Here is a 21,277-nt window from a genome sequence, read left to right as displayed (position 1 = left end):
TTGGCGTGGTCCGTCGTACCAAGGAAGAAGCGCTCGCGACGCGGCATCGCCTGCTCGATGCTGCCGAGCTGCTGTTCCAGACGCAGGGCGTTTCGAAGACCTCGCTCCAGCAGATCGCGCAGCAGGCCGGCGCCACGCGGGGTGCGATCTATTGGCATTTCAAGGACAAGGCCGACCTCTTCAACGCGATGATGGAACGGGTCACCTTGCCGCTGGAGGCCGCCAAGCGCGAGGCCGGCAGCGACGGCGCCGACCCGCTGGCGGCGATCGAGCGGGTGATGATGCTGGCGCTGAGCCTGATGGTCAGCGACCCGCAGGTGCGCCGCGTGTTCGAGATCGCCACGCTCAAAGTCGAGTACACGCAGGACATGGATGCCGTGCTGCAGCGCCATCGCGCCGCCCGCAACGCCTTCCTGGACGACTTCGCCCGTGCCTTGCAGCAGGCCGCCAGCCAGGCCGGCATCGCGTTGCCGATGCCGGTGAAAACGGCGGCATTCGGCCTGCATGCCGCCTTCTCCGGCCTCATCCAGGACTGGCTGCTGGAGCCCGGCCTGTTCGACCTGGTGGCGGCCGGCCGGCACGTCTTCCGCGTCTACCTCGCGGGCCTGGGTTTCGAGTGCGGCGGCGGGTCGGCCGAGGTGAACTGCAGGACCGCCGCGTGATCGGAGATAATGGCGAGCTTCGGCGAATTGCCGGAGCCCCTGCCTCGCTGTATTTCAATGGATAGAATTCGGCCCTCCGAAGGCTGAGATCCAGGTTCGATTCCTGGCGGCGGGACCAAATTACCGAAAGCCGGGCACTGCGAGCAGTGTCCGGCTTTCTCGTTTCTTTTACGGGGCGCCTCAGCGGGCTGCGCTTGCCCGCGCTCGATGCAGACGCATCAAGCCTTCGCGCCCGGCGCCTGGTCCGCGGGCGCGATCACGGCTCTGAGTGCCGCAATCCTTTCGTTGGCGGGTTCGCGCGCGAGGGCGGGCTCGGCTTTTCTTCTGCGGCGGCGGATGGGCGGGGAGGGCACCTGCTCCTCCATGTCCTTGTCCTTCCTGCGGGCCATCCATGCCCCCAAGGCTGCGATGCCGGCGCCTGCAAACGCCGCCACCGAGACCACCAGCGCGGTCACCAGCATCAACAGTTGGAAGTCCCGCATCTGGAAGGCCGAAAGATCCGCGTTCGATGCGGTGGCGTAGGTCAGCGCCTCGGGAGGGAAGGCCAGGTCCGCTGCGAGCAGTGCCAGCGCCAGCATTGTGGCGACAACAGCTGTCCAGAACAGCAGTCGCCGATTTCGTTGGAGCATCGTCACGCGTGAGTCCATCGTGGTTCCTTGAAACATGCTTTGAAAAGCGCTCATGGGTCGACGGCCGCGCCGTCATTCGCGAGCGAACAGGAAATCGGTTCGGCAGCGTGGGCAGCGGACCTGGTCCAGGTCGCCAAAGCACTGGACTGGCTCGAGGCCGACGACGCTGCCCGCGATGAAGCATTCGGGGCACGGCGGGCGCTGCTCCTCGGCCTCCGCCTGCTGGGAAGCGTCCTCCCACGCGTCGATCAAGGACGGCTGTGCGCGTCGGGCCTGAAGGTGACTCACGAGCGCGTGGCGCATTGCAGCGCCATGGGGCGCCGCCGGCAAGGGCTGACCTTGGAGCAAACGTGCGTGTTCGTTCTGCGTGCCGAGCAGTCCTTCCTTGTGGCTGAAGGCCTGGTGCGCCGAGCGACGGAGGGTTCGCGATTTCATCGTGACTACCTCCCGGGTCCACCGCCGCCACCAGGGCCGCCGCCGCCACCTGGGCCGCCACCCCCGCCGGGCCCGCCCCCGGGACCGCCCCCACCGGGACCACCGCCGCCAGGGCCGCCACCGCCAGGGCCGCCACCGCCGCCACCCCCGCCGGGACCGCCCCCACCGGGACCACCACCGCCGGGGCCGCCACCGCCTGGGCCGCCACCGCCTGGGCCGCCACCGCCTGGGCCGCCACCGCCTGGGCCGCCACCGCCGCCACCCCCGCCGGGCCCGCCCCCACCGGGACCACCGCCGCCAGGACCGCCACCGCCACCGGCACCGCCACCACCGGCGCCACCGCCACCGGCGCCACCGCCACCGCCACCGGCGCCACCGCCACCGGCGCCGCCACCACCGGCGCCACCGCCACCGGCGCCACCACCACCGGCGCCGCCACCACCGGCGCCGCCACCACCGGCGCCACCGCCACCGGCACCGCCACCACCGGCGCCGCCACCACCGGCGCCACCGCCACCGGCACCGCCACCACCGGCGCCGCCACCACCGGCGCCACCGCCACCGGCGCCACCACCACCGGCGCCACCGCCACCGGCGCCGCCACCACCGGCGCCACCGCCACCGGCGCCACCGCCACCGGCACCGGCACCGGCACCGGCACCGGCACCGGCACCGGCACCGGCACCGCCCCCACCTGCGCCGCCGCCGTCACCTGCGCCGGCCGCACCGCTACCGCCGCCGCCGCCGGCGCCACCACCTGCCGCGAAGACCCAGCGGTCGTTCTTGCCGACGTTGCCACCAGGGACTCCCTGGCCCTTCGCGTTTCGCGAGCCTGGCATGGGCGGCTGCGCGACCTGGGCTGCGGTCGGCCGCGAGATGCAAGGGGCTTCGCCGAACGGGTTGTAGCGATCGCATCCACCCGTGGGCACCGCAGGTCGCGGCGACGCAGCCTGGATCTGCGGCGGCGTGACGGCTCGAGGTCGAAGCTCCACGGGGGCGGCCGGCCGTGCGGACGCAGTCCCGAGCGGCTCGCTCGTGCGCGCAGGCTCGTGAATTGCTCGCGGTGCCGGTGCCGTTGCAACCGGCGCGGGCGTGACGACCCGGGCCGTCTCGATCGGCCTTGGCACTGCAGGCACCGCCGCCGGCGCCTGCGCCCTTGCCGTCGTCATCGGACGGGCAGGCGTACGCATGGGCGGGGCAGGACGGTATTCGACGGGCGGTGCCGGGTCATCGGGCACGACCGGCGCTGCCGCGGTCTCCACCTTCGCTGGCTCCGTGGGTTCGACCTTGGCTTCGACGGGGGCCTCGGGTGCAGGAAGCGGCGCCGTGGCAGCCTGCGCCGCGGCCGGCTCCTGGGGTGATGCAGGCGCTGCAGCGCGCGGCGATGGCAGCTCGGGCGTCTTGGTGGCCACCGGGGGGCCCTCCGGCGTCGGCGTCGATTGCCAGACGCCCGCGCTCGGCAGCGACAACGGCGGTCCCTGCGTGCCCGACCTGCCCAGGTACCACAGCACGAAAGCGAGATGCAGCACCGCCAGCACGAGCAGGAGCCACACGATCGAGGCATCGACTCCGGGCGGCACGGGAATGCCCAGGACCCGGCGGGCCGCCATGCCTTCGCGAGGCGGTTGCGCGGAGAGCCCCGCCTTTGATGCCGCCGTCCCTGGCGGGCCCTCGTCCTCATCGTCCCAATCGGATCCCCCGACCGCGCGCAGGGTCCTGCCCGCGGAAAGCTTCTGTGCGCAACGCCTGCAGTACTTGGCCGTGTCCCGGTTCAGCGTCTGGCAGTTGCCGCACACCCGTGTCAGCTGGTGCGGCGGAATGGCAGGCCCTGGCGGTTTCCAATCACTCCAATCGGGCTGGTTGGGTATTTTCTCGGCGGGGCTGGCGAGGGGCGGCATGGTGGAGCTCCGTGTCTAGGAGATCCACGGAACGAGCACCGTCGCGCCCGCCAGCGAATTGATGACGACCCAGAACGCCGCCAAATCCCAGGCCCGGGCCCAGCCGTGTCGAACCACCCCTGTGCCCGGGTTGGCGATCGAGTTGTCGTCCAGCTCGGCCACATAGTAGGCCGGCAGCTTGTGGTTGCAGCCCTTGCAGAAGCGCGAGGCGCCGAGGTTGATGGTGCTGCAGGCCTCGCACACCTCCGCGGAGACCGCGCCCGTGCGCAGCATCGCGATGTCGATCAGGTTCCCGAAGGCCAGCTCTTGCGACGAGAGCGTGTTCCCGATGCTTGTTGTTGTCATGGCTGTCCTTTTCGAGAAGGGCTGGAACGGGGGGAGAAGCGATGCGGTGGGTCTCAGGCGGCGCGCGGTACGAGTCGTTGCTCCGCGACGGCGAGCCGGGCGAACATCAGCAGGTCTTCGTCCGAGGGGCCGGGGCCCGCGCCTTCGAGTTGCCGGCGGAATGCCTCGACAATGCGGGCCTGTACCGCCTTGCGCACGCGCACGGCTGCCATCCAGGCATTGCGCTTCTGTTGAGCTTCCGTGTCTTGCGAGGCGGGCGACGGCCCCCGCACGTAGCGGGTCCGTGCCATGGCGCTTCGGCGCGCTTTTGCTGCAGGCCTCCCGGGGTGCCGTGTGACAGATCTGTGCATGAGTTCCTCGTGGATTGGGAAAATTTCACATCTAATGCGCTTTTGTCCTATAGAGCGGCGCGCGCGCTTGTCAGACGCTGGCTCGTCTGCATGTCCAATTGCATGCGTGCACCGGAACCTGTCCGCGAGGGTCCATCCGACGGGGGCTTGGCGGGCACGCCTCACAATGGCAACACGCGCCACGACGCCGTGGCACAAGGAAGACACAGGCCTTCATGGCGAGAGACTTGACTGGATCGAAAGGCACGCCGGACTTCCCCAACGGGGGAAGCGGCGGCACGCAAGGAACGCCGGAACGCACGGCGTGGGTCCTGGAGGCCTGCGCACGCGTGCTCCGTCCGGTCGTGCGCCTCGCGCTCGCCTTCGGCCTGAAGCACGCGCATTTCGAAGCCATCCTGCGCGAGCTGCTCATCGACGAGGCGCGGCGGCTGTGGAAGGCCAAGGGCACCGAGCCCAACATCAGCCAGCTGTCCGTGACCACGGGGCTGAACCGCAAGGTGGTCACGGCCAAGGTGCGCGAAGCCGAGGAAAGCCTGCCGCACACCGAGACTTCCGCGGCCGCCAAGACGCTGACGCTGTGGCTTCAGATGGCGACCGACGATCCTGCGCTGCGCAGCCTGCCCCTGGTGGCCGACGAGGACCGGCCCTCCTTCGAGGCGGTGGCCCGGCATGCCAGCCGCGGCAACGTGCACCATCGCACCATCCTCGACGAGCTGGTTCGCCTGAAGATGGTCAGCGAACAAGCCGGGCGGGTGGAACTCGACGCAGCCGGCTTCGTTCCGGCGAAGGATCTCAAGACCATGCTCGCCTTCCTGGGCGACAACGCCCGCGACCACTTGCTCGCGGGTGTGGCGAACACGCTGGGCACGGCGCCGCCTCTCTTGGAGCGCTCGGTGTTCGCCGCCGGCATCACGGCGGCGGACTGCGAGCGCGTGCACCAGCTCGTGCGCACGCGCTGGAGCGCGATGCACCATGAGCTCACGCGCGAGCTGACGCGGGCCTACGAGGCCGCCGATACCGGTGCTTCCGGCCGTATCCGGATCGGCGTCTACACCTACTACGAAGACGCGGAAGATGTGGCACAAGCAACGCCCGCGTCCCCCACGACACCTCCCGCGAGATCGGACGAACAAGCATGAGAACGTCATTCCTGCGCACGGCATTCCTGGTGCTTTCGGCCGCAATGCTGCTCTCGTGCGGCGGTGGTGGTGGCGGCGGCGGCAGTTTCGCCGTGGTCGGCGCCGGCGGCACGGTGGCGGGTACCGGCATCGGGAGCGGCAGCGGCACCAGCACCAGCACCAGCATCAGCACCAGCACCAGCACCAGCACCACCGCGGGTGGCGAAGCATCCTCCGACGGCGGCGGCCTGCTGTCCGGTGGTGGCGGCGGGCCCGGCGGCACGAGCGGCGGATCGGCCGGTGCGGGTGGCAGCGCAGGCGCAGGCGCAGGCGGTGGCGCCACGGCCTCCGCGGGCGACGGTGGTGTGGGCTCGGGCGGCACCGGCGTCAGCACCGCGGATGCATCCGGCGTCGGCGGCGTCGATGGCGCGGGCAGCATCATCGTCAACGGTGTTCGCTACAACACCGACTCCGCGATCGTCACCATCGAAGACACACCGGCCCTGCAACTGGGCATGAGCGCGAAGGTCACCGGGCCGCTCGACGCGGACTTCAACAACGGTGTCGCGCGGCGCGTCGAATCGGCTGCGGACGTGCGGGGTCCGTTGGCCTCGGTCGACCCGGCGCAGGGCCGCTTCGTGGTGCTGGGCACGACCATCACCACGGACGAGGCCACGGTGTGGGGTGACAGCGCGGGCCTGAGCGCGCTCCAGCCCGGCAGCACCGTGCAGGTCTGGGGCCTGCCAGGCGCGCCGGGCGTGCTGCGCGCGACCCGCGTGGAGCAGCATGCGGCTGCCACGCCGATCCTCACGGGCACGGTCCAGAACCTCGACACGCTGCGGCGCACCTTCACCCTCGGCGCCATCGGTGTGGACTACGGCGCGGCCGTGCTGTCGGGCAGCCTGGACGGCGGTCCCCTGGCCGATGGCACCCTGGTGCGCGTGCGGGCGAGCGCGGTGGCCGCCGGCCGGCTGCAGGCCGCGCAGGTGCAATGGTGGTACCCGCTGCCGAGGGCGAGCGGCACACCGGTCCAGATCGCCGGCATCGTCACCGACTTCGCGGGGCTGGCTTCGCTGCGCGTGCTGAACGTGCAGGTGAATGCGGCCTCGGCCCAGGTCACCGGCGGGCCTTCCGGATCGGTGGGCAACGGCGTCAGGGTGGACGTGGCCGGCATCATCCAGAACGGCGTGCTGCAGGCCTCGAAGCTGAAGATCCGCCACGTGCCCGGCACGGGCGGGCCGGTGTCCTTCACCCTCATCGGCACCGTGGGCAACTTCAGCTCGCCGGCCAGCTTCCGCGTGCGGGGTCAGCCCATCGATGCCAGCGGGCCGGGCGTGGTGTTCGAGAACGGCACGGCCGGGAACCTGGGCAGCGGCGTCAAGGTGAGCGTCGAGGGCTCGCGGGTCGTGAATGGTGTGTTGATCGCCACGCGCGTGGTCTTCAACTGAGTCCGTCCAGCGTGAACGGCCCTTAGACCGCCCTCCTTCGGGCCGAGGTGGATACGACTGGGAGTGTGGATGGCCTCGGCGCCCAGCCGCGCGATCACCGGTTCTACGAGCCCGGCGCGGTCCCGTTCACGAGGATTCACGCCACCATGGGTCGGCGCTACCATCGCCGTCAGAACAACCCTGACATGCCTGCGGCCGGCGGGCGGGCCTGGAGGCGAAGCTAGCGATGAGCGACTCGCACTTTGACGCGGGGCCGGGCGCACCCGGTCGGCGCTATGTCGCCCTGCTGTTCGCAGATCTTTCCCATTCCACCGAGCTGGCCGGTGCGATGGAGGCCGAGGACTATGCGGCATTGCTGTCCGCGCTGCGCCACGTCTACCAGGAAGCGATCCCGAAGCACGGCGGCGTGGTGGTGCGGGTCCAGGGCGATGGGCTGCTGGCGATGTTCGGCTATCCGCAGACCCGCGAAGACGACGGGCGCCGTGCGGTGGACGCGGCGCTGGAACTGCACCGGAGCGTGCGCGGCCTGCGCGTGGCGCTGCCCGCCGGCCGCACGCTCAGCCTGCACAGCGGCATCCACTCCGGGCTGGTGCTGATCGGCGCCGGCGACATCGAGCGCGGCCGCTTCGAACTGCTCGGCGCGGTGCCGCACATCGCGGCGCGGCTGTCGGACGCGGCGCAGCCGCACGAGATCCTTGTCAGCGAAGAGGCCCTGGGCCCGGCGCGCCGCTACTTCCGCACCGCTGCGCCGCGCCGCCTGCAGGTCAAGGGCCGTGACACGCCCGTGCTGGCCCATCCCGTCGATGCGCGCGCCGACGACGCCCTGGGCGCCGAGGCCCATGCGGGGCGCGGGATGTCGCCCTTCATCGGCCGCGCGGCCGAGATCGAGCTGTTGGAGCAGCGGCTGGCCGAGGCGATGGGTGGCAAGCCCCGCTCGGTCGCCATCGCCGCCGCGCCGGGGATGGGCAAGACGCGGCTGATCGAGCACTTTTTGCGCCGGGCCATGGCGCGCGGCTGCCAGGTGTTGCGCGGCTATTGCGAAAGCGACCTCGGCGCCGTGCCGCTGCAGCCCTTTCGCCAGATGTTGTCATCGGAGGCAGGTGTCGACGGGCGGCCGGAGGCGGCCGAGGACTTCGTGCGCCTGCTCGCCCGCCGTGCCGAGTCGCAACCCACGGTGGTCTTCGTCGACGATTGGCACTGGGCCGACGATGCGTCGAAGCAGGTCCTCGCCGCGCTCCGCCGGCTCACAGACCGCCGCCTACTGTTGTTGCTGTCCACGCGCCCCGCCGAGCACGGCGAGGTGATCGCCGTCGCGGCGCAGACGATCGTGCTCGCGCCGCTGAGCGAGGCCGAGGCGGCCCAGGCCATCGCCACCCGACTGCCCGGCGCGGACCCTTTCGTCGCCGCGGAGATCGCCCGCCATGCCGGCGGCAACCCGCTGTTCATCGAGGAGCTGTGCCACTCGGCGGCGCTGGGCGGCAGCGGCCTGCGTCCGGATCGGCTGCGTCGCGACGCGGGCTGGCTGGACCAATTGGTCGAGTCGCGCGTCCAGCGCCTGCCTGCGGCGCAGATCGAGCTGGTGCGCGTGGCCGCGGTGATCGGCAACGTGCTGCCCATCTGGCTGCTGTCGTCGATCACCGGCCATGGCGTGGACAGCCCGGCGGTGCGGGGCCTGGCGGCGCAGGACTTCGTCTTTCCCGGCGAGCATCCCGGCACGCTGCGTTTCAAGCACGGCCTCACGCGCGACATCATTTACGAGTCCGTGGGCCTGCATGCGAGGCAGCGGCTGCACCGGCGCATCGCGGAGGCCATCCGGCAGCGCAGCGCGGCCGAGGCGCAGGAAGAGGCGCTGGAGGCGCTGGCCTACCACTTCGATGCCGGCGGCGACGCCGAACAGGCCGCGCACTACGCCGAGCTCGCCGGCGACAAGGCCCTGGCGGCGTCGGCGCTCGACCGCGCCCGCGCGCAGTACCGCGCCGCGCTGGCCGCGCTCGACCGGCTGCCACCCTCGGCCGAGGGCGCGCGCCGCTGGGTCGCGATCGTCCAGCGCCTGGGCCTGGTGTGCGTCTACGACCCGCTGCGCAGCGAGCTGGCCCTGTCCCGCCGGGCGCTGCACCTGGCCGAGCAGTTCGGCGATCCCGCCACCGTCGCGCGGGCGCGCTACTGGCTGGCGTACATCAGCTATTCGCTGGGCGAGGCGCGCGCTGCGATCGCCCATGGCGAGCGCGCGCTGGCCGAGGCGGAGGCTGCCGGCGAGCAGCGGCTGGCGACCCAGATCGTCGCGACCCTGGGCGAAAGCCATGCCACGGCCGCGAACTACGGTCCCGCGCTCGAATTGCTGGGCCGGGCCATCGACGTCAAGCGCAGGCATCGCAGCGGCCGCAACACGAACGTCGGCCTGGCCTTCTCGCTCGTCTGCCGCGCCTACGTGCTGGGCGACCGCGGCGAGTTCGCGCTGGCCTACGAATGCTTCGACGAGGCGCTGGCCTGCATCGGCGACGTGACGCACGAGATCGCCGCCACCACGCACGGATGGCGCAGCGCCGTGCTGCTGTGGCAGGGCCGCTGGGCCGAGGCGAGCGAGGCGGCGCGCGAGTCAGGGCGCATCGCCGAAGCCACGCGCAGCCTGTCGCAACTGTCGATCGCGCGCGCCATCGGCGCCCACGCGGCATGGATGCTCGAGCGCGATCCGCGCGCGGTGCAGGCCATCGTCGAGGCCACCGACTGGCTCGCGCCGCGCGAAAGCGGGTTGTTCCGTTCGCTCAATCACGGCTGGCTGGCGGAGGGCCTGATCGCGGTCGGCCGCCGGAAGGAGGGCCGCCACCACGCCGCGCTGGCCTTGCGGAGGGCGCGCGAGCGCGACCTGCTCGGCGTCGGCATGACCTATCGGGCGCTGGCACGCGACGCCGCGGCCACCCGGCCCGATGCCGCGCGCCGCTACATCGAGAGGGCCTACGCGACGGCCGACGCGCGCGACTCGGCGCACGAGCGCGCCGTCACCCAGCTGTGCGAGGCCGAGATGGCGTTGCACCACGGGCATGCGCGACAGGCGTTGGCGCTGCTCGATCAGGCCGCGGCCGCCTTCGATGCGATGTTCATGGCGTGGCACCTGGGCGAGGCGGTGCGCTTGCGCGAGCAAGCCAGTCGGCGCGCGGGGTGAGCATCAGCAGCACCGGCGAGCCGGTGGGGCGCAGCGTGCCGGCCTCGAGCAGGCCGGCGATCAGGCCCAGCATCACGCCCACGCCCATGCCGTAGCCGGGGCAGGCGTGTTCGGTCTTGACGGGGCTGGCCGGGTCGCGGCTGCCGCCGAACATCATCTCGTCGGGTGTCTTGGGGTCCGTGAGGGCCGAGGCGATCCCGAGGATCAGGCGCTCGTCGTCGCCCGCTTCGCCTTCCTCGGCGCCGACGATGTTGCCGTTCACCACCGGGCAGCGCCAGAGCATTTCGGGCACGGGCCGCTTGCGCATCGTGGCCATCAACGGGCCGCGCAGCGCCTCCCTGGCGCGCAGGTACGAATCGTTCCCCTCGACCCGCACGTCGGCCAGGCGGCGCTGGCAGATCCACAGCGTTTTGTCGTCGACCCAGCTGTCCATGGTGCGCATAAAGTTGCCGTACACGGTCGGCGGGAAGCCCAGCAGCACGCCGGCGATGCTGTTGGCGATGATCTCGTCGAGCCTGGCCGGCGGCAGGCCTTTCATGCCCTTGGCCTGCGTCAGGCCCTTCTTGATCTTCGTTGCCAAGGGGCCGAGGGCGCGGCCGGAGTGCAGCCAGTCCTGAACAGCGCGAAGGGCGGGCGGGCCCTGTGTCCGGCCCGCATCGGCCACCTGCGGCCTGGGATGCGGCGTGAAGACGAAGGGGGAGGCCGAGAGCAGGTTGCCCGGGCAGCGCGGAGGCTGGGGCGAGCCTTCCACGCGGCCGCCGGCGACCATGAAGGCGCTTCCACCCGACTTGGTCAGCACGTCGTCGGGTTCGGGCAGGCCCACCCACTTCGTACAGAGGCCGGCCAGCACGTGTTCGGCCATCGCGATCAGGTCCACCGACACCCGGATGGCGCCGTCCGGATGGCGCTGCTGCAAGGGCAGGACCTTGCCCAGTGCGCCCATCACCAGCGGCAGGGTGGCCTCGAAGGCCTCCCGCTCGCCGATGGCATCGATGGCCGCATTGACCACCGGCGACTGGGCCGCATGGCCGCTGTTCTTGTCCATGCCGAGGTGGTTGTGGCCGATCGACTTCTGCATCCGGAGGCCGTAGCCGTGCACGGAATAGAGCGCCTTCTTGTTCTGCAGCACGTCCAGCACGCCGGGCGTGCCCGGTGCGCCCTCCTGCTTGCCGATCAGCACGCCATAGCCCGGCGCGGGCAGCCTGCCGCCCGGCTGGCTGCGCACGTAGGCCCACAGCGCGCGCGCCGGCGAGCGCTCGCGGTCGGTGTCCTCGAGCAGCCGCCGCCAGCCTTCGCGGTCGGTCGGCAGGGGAGCGGGTGCCTCGGGCGTGATCGCGGGTGCGGTGATCGGCTGGCAGAAGTCCTTCAGCCTGCCCAGCGCCTGGACCGTGGGAACGAAGAGGTACATGCCCCATTCGAGCGTGACGAAGGGCGCGTCGCCCAGGTCCACGCGGGCCACCCGGTTGTGCGCGTCGATGTAGCGGAAGGTCCTCTTCTCGCCCGGCTGCGGCACCGCGAGGAAGGGGTCGGCCTGCGACGACGACACGCCGCTGCTGTTGCCGCCGGCGATCCAGCGCTGAATCGTCTCGAACTGCTCGGCGATGTTGGCGCAGTAGGCCATGAAGACGATGCCGCGCTCGCTCGCGCCATCGCTGCCGCGCGGCCCGTAGGACATGCCCCGGCGCAGGATGCGCGGCATGCCCGGCCGCCCGTCGCGCGGGTTGACGCGGCGCGCATGCGATTGAAAGGGGCACTGCAGGCCTTCGCCGTCGCCCGCGTAGTCGAAGTCGTTGCGTGTCGGGCCGCCGCCGGACGACGCGAGGGGCGTGCCGTCCTGGTGCCGGCCCATCATGCGGGCCAGCAGCTCCGCTTTCTTCGCTGCCGCCGTTTCGCCGGCCAGACCAGCCTGGCTGAAGTGCCTGTCCAGAGCCGCCTGCAGCCGGTCCACATGCTGGCGCAGCTTGCGCACGACGAGGAAGCTGCCCTTGAAGAGCAGCGGGTTGTCGGATTCTTCCCAGGCCCCGTCGCCCTGGGTGCTCGGATAGCCGAGGCACAGGTCGCCCGGCTGGACCTCGTCGCGCTGCAGCAGGTCGGGGCTGATGCCCGCGATGCCGGGCTGGCTGAAGCCGTCCTGGAAGCCGAAGTGTTCGCGCGACATCCTGCCCTCGCGGTAGCTGCGCATCGGCTGCACGGCCACCACCTGCAGGCCGCAGGTCGTCGGGTCCAACTGCTTCACTTCGGCTGCGAGCAAGGGATGCAGCCCGGCGCCGGCCTGCGCCGGGTCCGTGTCCGACAGCCGCAGCATCATCACCACGTGCACCGTGTTCAGATCGACGCGGTCGGCCGGGTCGACCTCGAGCTTCTCGTTGCAGCGTTCGGGACGGGGCCAGTAGTCCGGGTGGTTGCTGCGCACGTCGCCCAGCAGGCCGGCCCGGGCTTCCATGCCGTCCATGAACGCCTGCGGCAGCGCATCGAGGCGCTCGGCCGGGATGCCCAGCGCACGCAGGCCGGCATGGCTGAAGGCCAGGTGGCGGCGGATGCCGGTGGGGACCTCGCCGTGGGCGCTGACCGGCCATGCCTGCAGCCAGCCGGCCGCCTTCGGACTCACCACCTGCATCAGCACCAGGCAGCCGTGCGTGATCGTGTCGTCGCCCACGACGATGCCGGCCTGCAGGCCCGTGGGGTCGAGCGCCTTCTTCGGCGGCACCGGCTGGGAAGCCGCGGTGGTCGCGAGCGCTTCCTTGAACCAGGCCAGTTCGTCCTTCGCCGCGTCGGCGATGTCCTTCCAGCGCGGCGACTGCTCGAGGCCCAGCTTCAGCAGCGTGGCGAAATCGTGCAGCAGTTCGCCCGTGAAGCACCGCAGGATCCGCTGCTCGTCGCCGGGGAAGAGCGAGGACAGCCGGTACAGGCCCTTGAGCGCGCGCATCGAGGTGGACACCGCCGGCCCCGGGTCGCGTGCCGCTGCCGCGAGGGCGTCCCGGACCTGCGCCTCGAGCGGTGCCACCGCGAAGGCGGCGATGCGCCGGTCCGCCTCCGCCGGGTTCGCGGTCTCGCGCTGGATGCGCTCGATGCGCTCGTGGTACTGCTGGTCGCTCAGCGTGAGCGTGGTGTCGGCATAGAGCAGGCCGGCCGACTGCTCGTTCGCCCGCACCCATCGGCAGTAGGTGTCGAAGTCCGCGCTGCGCGAACCCGGATAGTGGTCGCAATGGCAGAACAGGGTGTCCAGCAGCGGGCCCAGGTCGCGGTAGATGACGCGCATGTAGGGCTCCCATCCGCCGTCGAAGGTCACGTTCAGCGAGAGGCGGTAGCCACCCGGGCCGGCCGTGGCGCCGGCGTGTTTTTCCGGCGGGACGACCACGTAGCGGAAGCTGCGGATGATGCCGAAGCGCCCGATGGCATCCGGAAAGGGCGGCGGATACAGCGTCGCCTCCCGCAGGTTCTGGCGCGCCTCGTTCAGCGCATCGAGCAGTCGGTGCAGCCGATCCACATAGGTTATGGTCTCGAAGCCCGGGACGAAGCCCGGCTTGACCGGCGCGAGCACGGCGAGGTTGGTGATGCCGCCGAGTTCGCCGCCCCTGATCCTGGTTCGCATGGGTCGCCCTTTCTCCTCCGTTGGCCGGGCGAGACTGCCGCAACAACGGGGCGGCCGCCATCCTCCATCCGGTGGAGGCGGCGCGCGGTGCGGTGGGCTCCCCCGCGCCTTCAGCCGCACGCGGCGCCGGGCAGCTCCGCGAAGCGCCAGGCGATGCGCATCCGCATCGCCTGGCCCTGCGCCAGCACGCGCAGGCCCGGCCGGCCTTCGAGATGGAAGGCGTCGATGGGCTGCGTGATCGGCTCGAAGCAGAAGGCCGGTCCGTCGGCCGGGCGGTACATCAGGCAATAGTGCGCGGCTGTGCCGCCGTCCTCGTCGAAGTCCGGCATGTCCAGCTGCAGCTGCATGCCCTGACCGGGCCATTCGATGCGCGCCTGTCCGCCCCAGCCGGTGTAGGCGTTGTCGACGAAGCTGCCGAAGGCCGGCGTGCCGCGTGACAGGTCCCAATCCTGCGGGATGCGCTCCGTATGCGCGGTCGGCAGCGGGTCCTTGCCGCTGAGCCACACGCCCCGCACCGGTGCCGCGATGCGCGTGCCGGCCGTGCGCGGGAACCAGGGGTGCACGCCGAGTCCATACGGCAGTGCTTCGGTGCCGAGGTGCTGCACCTCGAGCGTCTGCTCGAGCCCGTCGTCGATGAGGCGGAAGTGCTGCGTCGCGCGGTAGGCGTAGGGGCTGCCGTCGAAATGCCGCGATTCGAGCGTCATCGCCGCCGCATCCCCGGCCTGGCGTTCCAGCTGCCACGCCTGCAGCCATCCGTCGCCGTGGATCGGGTAGGGCTCGCCCGCGCGGTTGGGACGCATCGGGTGGAAGGTGCCGGCCTCCTCGAAGCCGCCGCCGCTGATCCGGTTCGACCACGGCACCATGGGAAAGGAGGCCGTGCGGTAGAGGTCGCTGCCGCCATCCCACGGACGCCACAGGTCGAAGGCCCCCTCGGCGCGTTCCAGCTGCCATGCCGCCACGCTGCCGCCGAGCGTGGGCACCAGGCCCAGCCGCTGCGCGCCGCGCCGCAGCCAGACGACGGAGTGGGCTGGCGAGCGCATCATTTCAGCTGGCGAAGAGCGCAGCAGGAAGGCCGGGGCTGTCGATGTCCACTGCGAACAGCCCACCGGCGAGCGGCTCGGTCGCCAGCCGGGCCGCATCGAGGCCGACCTTTGCCGAACTGATGTAGAGCGTGCGCAGTTCGGGACCGCCGAAGGCGCAGTTCGTCACCTGGCTCACGGGCAGCTCGATGCGGGCCAGCTCTTCGCCGCTCGACGGATCGTGGCAGCTCACGCAACGCCCGCCCCAGTGCGCCACCCAGATGCGGCCCGCTGCGTCGGTGGTCATGCCGTCGGGCAGGCCGTCGCCGCGCGCGAAGCGCAGCCATTGCCTGCGGTGCGAGAGCGTGCCCTGCGCGGGATCGAAGTCGTAGGCCAGGATCACGCCTTTCACCGTGTCGTTGAAGTACAGGGTGCGGCCATCGAGCGACCAGGTCGGCCCGTTCGTCACCGCGAAGCCGCCGTCGTGCCGGCTGCAGCGGCCGTCGGGGTCGAGGCGGTAGAGCGAGCCGGTCGGGGCCACGCAGTCGAAGTCCATCGTGCCGGCCCAGAAGCGTCCGTGCGCATCGCACTTGCCGTCGTTGAAGCGGTTGGCGGGCTGGTCCGGCTCCGGCTGGTGCAGCCACTGCGGGCGGGCGTCCGGTGCGGCCGGGTCGAAGAGGGCGAAGCCGCGGCGCAGCGTGACCGCCAGCCCGGGCGCCGAGGCGCGTTCGGCCAGCGCCGAGATCTCCTCCTCGAACTGCCATTCGCGCTGCGCGCCGCTGGCCGGGTCGAATCGGTAGAGGCGCTTCTCCAGGATGTCGACCCAGTACAGCGCCTGCTCGCGCACCGACCACAAGAGACCTTCGCCCAGGCTGGCAGCCGCCGGCAGGACGCAGCGGGGCGCGCCCGCGAGGCGCGGCACGGCGATGCTCGAAGAGGGGTTCAAGGTGGTCTCCGATCCAGTCGGGCAGGCCGCTGCCGGCCCTTGACGCGCCGCATCGTAGCAAGGCATATTGATAAACAAAAGTGCGTAGATTCGTATTGACAGATACGCAAATTGCAATGGCGCTTCGCGCCCTTTCCAGGAGACGTCCGTGACCGCCACCGCATCGCGCGCCGACGCGCCGCCCGCCTTCACCACCTATCCGAGCCTGCGCGGCAAGGCCGTCTTCGTGACCGGCGGCGGCAGCGGCATCGGGGCCGCGATCGTCGCGGCATTCGCCGAACAGGGTGCACGGGTGGCTTTCATCGACATCGCGCAGGAGGCCAGCGCCGCGCTCGCGGAGAAGATCGCCGAGGCGGGCCATGCGGCGCCGTGGTGGCGGGCCTGCGACGTGCGCGACATCGCCGCGCTGCAGGCGGCCATCGCCGATGCGGCGGGCGCGCTCGGCGGCGACTTCCACGTGCTGGTCAACAACGTCGCGAGCGACGACCGCCACACGCTCGAATCGGTCACGCCCGCCTACTACGACGAGCGCATCGCGATCAACGAGCGGCCGGCACTCTTCGCCATCCAGTCGGTGGTGCCGGGCATGAAGCGCCTGGGCGGAGGCTCGATCGTCAACCTGGGCTCGACCGGCTGGCAGGGCAAGGGCGAGGGCTACGTCTGCTACGCGATCGCCAAGTCCTCGGTCAACGGACTCACGCGCGGCCTGGCCAAGACGCTGGGGCGCGATCGCATCCGCATCAACACGGTGTCCCCGGGATGGGTCATGACCGAGCGGCAGATCCGCCTCTGGCTCGATGCCGAGGGCGAGAAGGCGCTGGAGCGCAACCAGTGCCTGCCCGACCGGCTGCAGCCGCACGACATCGCGCGCATGGTGTTGTTCCTGGCGTCCGACGATGCCGCCATGTGCACGGCGCAGGAGTTCACGGTGGATGCGGGGTGGACCTGAACGCCTGATCAGGCTTCGACTTCGAGCCGCCGCCCGTACACCTCCAGGCTCGCCTCCTTCAGCGCCCGCAGCATCACCTTCGCCGCCGGCGACAGCAGCCGGTCGGTGTGGGTGATGATGCCGAAGGCATCCATGTGGCAGGGCACCGACGCCGGCAGCACCACGCCCATGCCGTGCGCCGCGTAGTAGCGCGCCACATCGGTCGCCAGCACCGCCAGCATGTCGCTCTGCTGCAGCATGCGCGTGATGAAGAGCAGGGCGGAGGTTTCGATCACGTTGATCGGCGGCGCGAGCCCTTCCTCGCGGAACATCAGCTCGAAGCGGTGCCGCAGCACGCTGCCGGCCGGCGGCACGATCCAGCCCGCACCCACCAGGTCGCGCAGTGTGAGGCCGCTCATCGCCAGCAGCGGGTGGCCGGGCCGCACCAGCGCCGACACCGGTTCCTCCGTCAACGGCTCGTAGCGCAGCTTGGCCTTGTCGTGCTCGGCGGACAGCCGCGCCACCAGGATGTCCAGCTTGCCCTGCTCGAAGCGCTCCATCAGCACCGCGCTGGTTTCGATCTCCAGCGCCACGCGCAGCAGCGGCTGGTCGCGCTTGACCAGCGCGAGGGCCGTCGGCATCAGCGTGAGGCCCGGCGCGGTGATGGTGCCCACGCTCACCTGGCCGAAGCGGCCGGCCTTCAGCGCCGTCAGTTCGTCGTGCGCCTCGTTCAGGCTGGCCAGCGCCATGCGGGCGTGTCGGATCATGCTCTCGCCGTACCACGTGGGCCGCATGCCGCGCGGCAGGCGCTCGAAGAGCGGCACCTCCAGCACGTCCTCCAGGTCCTTCAGCAGCTTCGAGGCGGCGGGCTGCGTCATGTTCAGCACCTGGGCCGCGCGGTGGATGTTGCCTTCCTCCGCCAGCGCGACCAGCAGCAGCAACTGCCGTGTCTTCAGCCGCGCGCGGATGAACCAGTGCGTGTAGTTCGTCATCGGGTTTTTGCCAATCCTGTTTCTGGCATCGATTCGATCCAAATCTTGATTGGAAAGATATCGGTGTGATTCCTAAACTGCGCCGCACTCTCATCCTTCGGAATCACCACGTTGAAGCGCAGCCCCGAGTTCCAGCACAGCGTGCGCCAGTACATCAATGGCCGCTGGGAGACGGGCGTGACCACCGGGCGGAGCATCAACCCCTCGGACTTGCGCGAGACGGTGGCCGAATACGCACGGGCCGACCGCAACCAGACCGATCTGGCCGTTCGCGCCGCTGCCGATGCGCTGCGGGCCTGGAGCCTGACCACCCCGCAACGCCGTGCCGATGCGCTGGACCAGATCGGCAGCGAGATCCTTGCGCGCCGCGACGAACTGGGCCTGCTACTGGCGCGCGAAGAGGGCAAGACCCTGCCGGAGGCCGTGGCCGAGGCCGCGCGCGCCGGACAGATTTTCAAGTTCTTCGCCGGCGAAGCCCTGCGCGTGGGCGGCGAGAGCATCGCCTCGCTGCGCCCCGGCGTGCACGTGGACGTGTCGCGCGAGCCGGTGGGCGTGGTGGCCTTGATCGCGCCCTGGAACCTGCCGCTGGCGATCCCGGCCTGGAAGATCGCGCCCGCCCTGGCCTGCGGCAACGCGCTGGTGTTCAAGCCGTCCGAGCTGGTGCCGGCCTGCGGCTGGGCGCTGGCCGACATCATCAGCCGCGCTGCACTGCCGGCCGGCACTTTCAACCTGGTGATGGGCAGCGGACGCGAGGTGGGGCAGGCGCTGGCGGAGCATCCGCTGGTGGATGCCGTCAGCTTCACCGGCTCGGCCGCCAACGGCCAACGCGTGCTGCTCGCCACCGCCGCGCGCCGCGCCAAGGTGCAGCTGGAGATGGGCGGCAAGAACCCGCTGGTGGTGCTGGCCGATGCGGACCTGGAGCTGGCCGTGGATTGCGCGGTGCAAGGCGCCTACTTCTCCACCGGTCAGCGTTGCACCGCATCGAGCCGGCTGATCGTCGAAGCGCCGGTGCACGATGCCTTCGTCGCGCGCCTGAAGCAGCGCATCGCCTCGCTGAAGGTCGGCCATGCGCTGGAGCCCGGTGTGGACATCGGGCCGGTGGCGGACGGGCGGCAGCTTCAGAAGAACCTGGACGCCATCGCGGCGGCCGGCGAGGAGGGCGCCGAGCACGTGTGGGGCGGCGAGCAGCTGCAGCGCCCCAGCGAAGGCCACTACCTGAGCCCCGCGCTCTTCCTCGCGAAGCCGGCGCACCGCATCGCCCGCGAGGAGGTCTTCGGCCCGGTGGCCTGCGTGCTGCGCGCGGACGACGCCGATCACGCGCTGGCGCTGGCCAACGACACCCCCTTCGGTCTGTGCGCCGGCATCTGCACCAACTCGCTGCGCCATGCGATGCACTTCCGCCGCCATGCGCGCGTGGGCATGACCATGGTCAACCTGCCGACGGCGGGCATCGACTACCACGTGCCCTTCGGCGGACGCAAGGCGTCGAGCTATGGCCCGCGCGAGCAGGGGCGCCATGCCGCAGGGTTCTACAGCATCTTGAAGACCGGCTACCTGAGGGCCTGAACGAGTTCGACCGAGCCAGAAGAGCAACCCATGCAAGCAGATCAAACAGGAGACTCCAGATGACACTGACCCGCCGCACATTGACCACCGCCATCGCCGCCGCCACCCTGGCCGCACTGCTGCCGTCCACCGCGCTGGCGCAGAAGAAGATCGTCCTGGGTTTCAGCCAGGTCGGCGCCGAGAGCGAATGGCGCACCGCCAACACCGAGTCCATCAAGTCGGCGGCCAAGGAGGCCGGCATCGAACTCAAGTTCTCCGATGCGCAGCAGAAGCAGGAGAACCAGATCAAGGCCATCCGCTCCTTCATCGCGCAGAAGGTGGACGTGATCGCCTTCTCGCCGGTGGTGGAGTCGGGCTGGGAGACGGTTCTGCGCGAAGCCAAGGCCGCGAACATCCCGGTGGTGCTGACCGACCGCTCCGTCAACACCAAGGACGACTCGCTCTACGTGAGTTTCATGGGCTCCGACTTCGTCGAGGAAGGCCGCAAGGCCGGGCGCTGGCTGGTCGAGAAGATGAAGGACCAGAAGGGCGAGGTCAACATCGTCGAGCTGCAGGGCACGGTGGGCTCGGCGCCCGCGATCGACCGCAAGAAGGGCTTCGAGGAAATCATCAAGGCCGACCCGAAGTTCAAGATCATCCGCTCGCAGACCGGCGACTTCACCCGCGCCAAGGGCAAGGAAGTGATGGAGGCCTTCCTCAAGGCCGAGGGCAAGAAGATCAACGTGCTCTACGCGCACAACGACGACATGGCGATCGGCGCCATCCAGGCGATCGAGGAGGCGGGCCTCAAGCCGGCCAAGGACATCACCATCATTTCGATCGACGCGGTCAAGGGCGCCTTCGAGGCCATGATCGCCGGCAAGCTGAACGTGTCGGTCGAGTGCAGCCCGTTGCTGGGACCGCAGCTCATGTCGGCGGTCAAGGACATCAAGGCGGGCAAGGCCTTGCCCAAGCGCATCGTGACGGAAGAGACCATCTTCCCGATGGAGATCGCGGCACGGGAATTTCCCAAGAGAAAGTACTGAAGGAGTCCTGTCGATGAAGCGCAACTTCCTACGCTCCGCGCTGGCCGTCGCGGCCCTCGCCATCGTCGGAGCGATCGGCCTTCCCTCGGCTGCGCAGGCCCAGGACAAGGGCCTGATCGCCATCTCGATGCCCACCAAGTCCTCGGCGCGCTGGATCGCGGACGGGTCCAACATGGTCAAGTACTTCAAGGAGAAGGGGTACCGGACCGATCTGCAGTACGCCGACGACGACATCCCCAACCAGCTCGCGCAGATCGAGAACATGGTGACCAAGGGATCGAAGGTCCTGGTGATCGCCGCCATCGATGGCACCACGCTGTCGGACGTGCTGCAGAAGGCGGCCGACAAGGGCATCAAGGTGATCGCCTACGACAGGCTGATCCGAGGCTCGAAGAACGTCGACTACTACGCCACCTTCGACAACTTCCAGGTCGGCGTGCTGCAGGCCCAGTCGATCGAGAAGGCACTGGATCTGAAGTCCGGCAAGGGCCCGTTCAACATCGAACTCTTCGGCGGCTCGCCCGACGACAACAACGCCTTCTTCTTCTACAACGGCGCGCTGTCGGTGCTCAAGCCTTACATCGACAGCGGCAAGCTGGTGGTGCGCAGCAAGCAGATGGGCATGGACAAGGTGGGCACGCTGCGCTGGGACGGCGCGGTGGCGCAGGCACGCATGGACAACCTGCTGTCGGCCTACTACGGCAAGGACCGCGTGGACGCCGTGCTGTCGCCGTACGACGGCCTGTCGATCGGCATCCTGTCCTCGCTCAAGGGCGTGGGCTACGGCACGCCGCAGCAGCCGATGCCGGTGGTGTCGGGCCAGGACGCGGAGGTGCCGTCGGTGAAGTCCATCCTGCGCAAGGAGCAGACCTCCACCGTGTTCAAGGACACGCGCGAGCTGGCCAAGGTCACGGTCGCGATGGTGGATGCCCTGCTGGCCGGCAAGACGCCGGAGGTGAACGACACCAAGACCTACGACAACGGTGTGAAGGTGGTGCCCTCCTACCTGCTCAAGCCGGTCAGCGTCGACGCCTCGAACTGGAAGACGGTGCTGGTCGACAGCGGCTACTACAAGGAAAGCCAGATCAAGTGAGCGTGTGCGGCGGCGGCGCGAGCAGCCTTGTCCGCCGCGGCCGAGGAGACCGATTGAGCGACAACGCCTTT

Annotated in this window: 17 protein-coding genes and 1 tRNA gene; 9 read left to right on the top strand and 9 right to left on the bottom strand. The window is 70.4% G+C overall.

From position 1 onward, the window contains the following. Positions 1 to 5: 5 nt before the first annotated feature. Together ABEA07_RS26465 and ABEA07_RS26460 are read left to right on the top strand one after the other, a co-directional pair. Positions 6 to 662, top strand: a complete 657-nt coding sequence (locus ABEA07_RS26465) for a TetR family transcriptional regulator (RefSeq protein ID WP_345541649.1) — start codon at positions 6 to 8, stop codon at positions 660 to 662. A gap of 43 nt (positions 663 to 705) precedes the next feature. After that, positions 706 to 780: transfer RNA gene (locus ABEA07_RS26460), tRNA-Arg, on the top strand. Positions 781 to 880: 100 nt separating this feature from the next. Here ABEA07_RS26460 and ABEA07_RS26455 read toward each other — a convergent pair. The 5 genes from ABEA07_RS26455 to ABEA07_RS26435 all read right to left on the bottom strand — a co-directional run bounded on the left by ABEA07_RS26455 (position 881) and on the right by ABEA07_RS26435 (position 4,259). Further along, positions 881 to 1,309: a hypothetical protein gene (locus ABEA07_RS26455; protein ID WP_345541647.1), complete on the bottom strand. Its 429-nt coding sequence runs from the start codon at positions 1,307 to 1,309 to the stop codon at positions 881 to 883. Between the two features lie 54 nt (positions 1,310 to 1,363). Further along, a complete protein-coding gene (locus ABEA07_RS26450; RefSeq protein WP_345541645.1) occupies positions 1,364 to 1,726 on the bottom strand; it encodes a hypothetical protein in 363 nt (120 codons plus the stop codon). 5 nt (positions 1,727 to 1,731) lie between these two features. Beyond that, a complete protein-coding gene (locus tag ABEA07_RS26445) occupies positions 1,732 to 3,336 on the bottom strand; it encodes a hypothetical protein (RefSeq protein ID WP_345541644.1) in 1,605 nt (534 codons plus the stop codon). Between the two features lie 303 nt (positions 3,337 to 3,639). Then, entirely contained in the window at positions 3,640 to 3,969 is a 330-nt protein-coding gene (locus ABEA07_RS26440; protein WP_345541643.1) for a hypothetical protein, read from the bottom strand. Positions 3,970 to 4,022: 53 nt separating this feature from the next. Next, entirely contained in the window at positions 4,023 to 4,259 is a 237-nt protein-coding gene (locus ABEA07_RS26435) for a hypothetical protein (RefSeq protein ID WP_345541642.1), read from the bottom strand. 287 nt (positions 4,260 to 4,546) lie between these two features. Here ABEA07_RS26435 and ABEA07_RS26430 point away from each other — a divergent pair, with 287 nt between their 5' ends. The 3 genes from ABEA07_RS26430 to ABEA07_RS26420 all read left to right on the top strand — a co-directional run bounded on the left by ABEA07_RS26430 (position 4,547) and on the right by ABEA07_RS26420 (position 10,045). Beyond that, positions 4,547 to 5,458 carry a DUF6502 family protein gene (locus ABEA07_RS26430; protein ID WP_345541641.1) on the top strand — a complete coding sequence of 304 codons (912 nt, stop codon included), beginning with the start codon at positions 4,547 to 4,549 and terminating at the stop codon, positions 5,456 to 5,458. Further along, positions 5,455 to 6,885, top strand: coding sequence for a DUF5666 domain-containing protein (locus ABEA07_RS26425; protein ID WP_345541640.1), 1,431 nt, complete (start codon positions 5,455 to 5,457; stop codon positions 6,883 to 6,885). Before ABEA07_RS26430 ends, ABEA07_RS26425 begins: the two co-directional genes overlap by 4 nt. 226 nt (positions 6,886 to 7,111) lie before the next feature. Continuing rightward, positions 7,112 to 10,045, top strand: coding sequence for an ATP-binding protein (locus tag ABEA07_RS26420; RefSeq protein ID WP_345541639.1), 2,934 nt, complete (start codon positions 7,112 to 7,114; stop codon positions 10,043 to 10,045). Here the strand turns inward: ABEA07_RS26420 and ABEA07_RS26415 are convergent. The 3 genes from ABEA07_RS26415 to ABEA07_RS26405 form a co-directional block, all read right to left on the bottom strand. Further along, positions 9,981 to 13,637 carry a Dyp-type peroxidase gene (locus tag ABEA07_RS26415; RefSeq protein ID WP_345541638.1) on the bottom strand — a complete coding sequence of 1,219 codons (3,657 nt, stop codon included), beginning with the start codon at positions 13,635 to 13,637 and terminating at the stop codon, positions 9,981 to 9,983. The two genes, ABEA07_RS26420 and ABEA07_RS26415, sit on opposite strands and share 65 nt — an antisense overlap. A 110-nt stretch (positions 13,638 to 13,747) precedes the next feature. Continuing rightward, the gene (locus ABEA07_RS26410) at positions 13,748 to 14,680 is read right to left on the bottom strand and encodes an aldose 1-epimerase (RefSeq protein WP_345541636.1); all 933 of its coding nucleotides are present in this window, start codon (positions 14,678 to 14,680) and stop codon (positions 13,748 to 13,750) included. 1 nt (position 14,681) lies between these two features. Continuing rightward, the gene (locus ABEA07_RS26405; protein WP_345541635.1) at positions 14,682 to 15,602 is read right to left on the bottom strand and encodes an SMP-30/gluconolactonase/LRE family protein; all 921 of its coding nucleotides are present in this window, start codon (positions 15,600 to 15,602) and stop codon (positions 14,682 to 14,684) included. Positions 15,603 to 15,750: 148 nt separating this feature from the next. Here ABEA07_RS26405 and ABEA07_RS26400 point away from each other — a divergent pair, with 148 nt between their 5' ends. Next, the gene (locus ABEA07_RS26400; RefSeq protein ID WP_345541634.1) at positions 15,751 to 16,551 is read left to right on the top strand and encodes an SDR family NAD(P)-dependent oxidoreductase; all 801 of its coding nucleotides are present in this window, start codon (positions 15,751 to 15,753) and stop codon (positions 16,549 to 16,551) included. Between the two features lie 8 nt (positions 16,552 to 16,559). Here ABEA07_RS26400 and ABEA07_RS26395 read toward each other — a convergent pair whose 3' ends face one another. After that, entirely contained in the window at positions 16,560 to 17,522 is a 963-nt protein-coding gene (locus ABEA07_RS26395; RefSeq protein WP_345541633.1) for a LysR family transcriptional regulator, read from the bottom strand. Between the two features lie 111 nt (positions 17,523 to 17,633). Between ABEA07_RS26395 and ABEA07_RS26390 the strand changes: the two genes are divergently transcribed. The 3 genes from ABEA07_RS26390 to chvE are packed head-to-tail and all read left to right on the top strand — an operon-like array spanning position 17,634 to position 21,206. Further along, the gene (locus ABEA07_RS26390; RefSeq protein ID WP_345541632.1) at positions 17,634 to 19,088 is read left to right on the top strand and encodes an aldehyde dehydrogenase family protein; all 1,455 of its coding nucleotides are present in this window, start codon (positions 17,634 to 17,636) and stop codon (positions 19,086 to 19,088) included. A 59-nt stretch (positions 19,089 to 19,147) separates the two neighbouring features. Continuing rightward, positions 19,148 to 20,113 (top strand): ABC transporter substrate-binding protein, encoded by a 966-nt coding sequence (locus ABEA07_RS26385; RefSeq protein WP_345541631.1) that lies wholly within the window; start codon positions 19,148 to 19,150, stop codon positions 20,111 to 20,113. Positions 20,114 to 20,126: 13 nt separating this feature from the next. Next, a complete protein-coding gene (gene chvE, locus ABEA07_RS26380) occupies positions 20,127 to 21,206 on the top strand; it encodes a multiple monosaccharide ABC transporter substrate-binding protein (protein WP_345541630.1) in 1,080 nt (359 codons plus the stop codon). The last annotated feature ends 71 nt before the right edge of the window (positions 21,207 to 21,277 follow it).

It is taken from the genome of Variovorax defluvii (assembly GCF_039541515.1).
GTDB lineage: Bacteria > Pseudomonadota > Gammaproteobacteria > Burkholderiales > Burkholderiaceae_C > Variovorax > Variovorax defluvii.
Note: the sequence above shows the minus strand (reverse complement) of the source record. Positions and strands in the feature narration are given on the sequence as shown.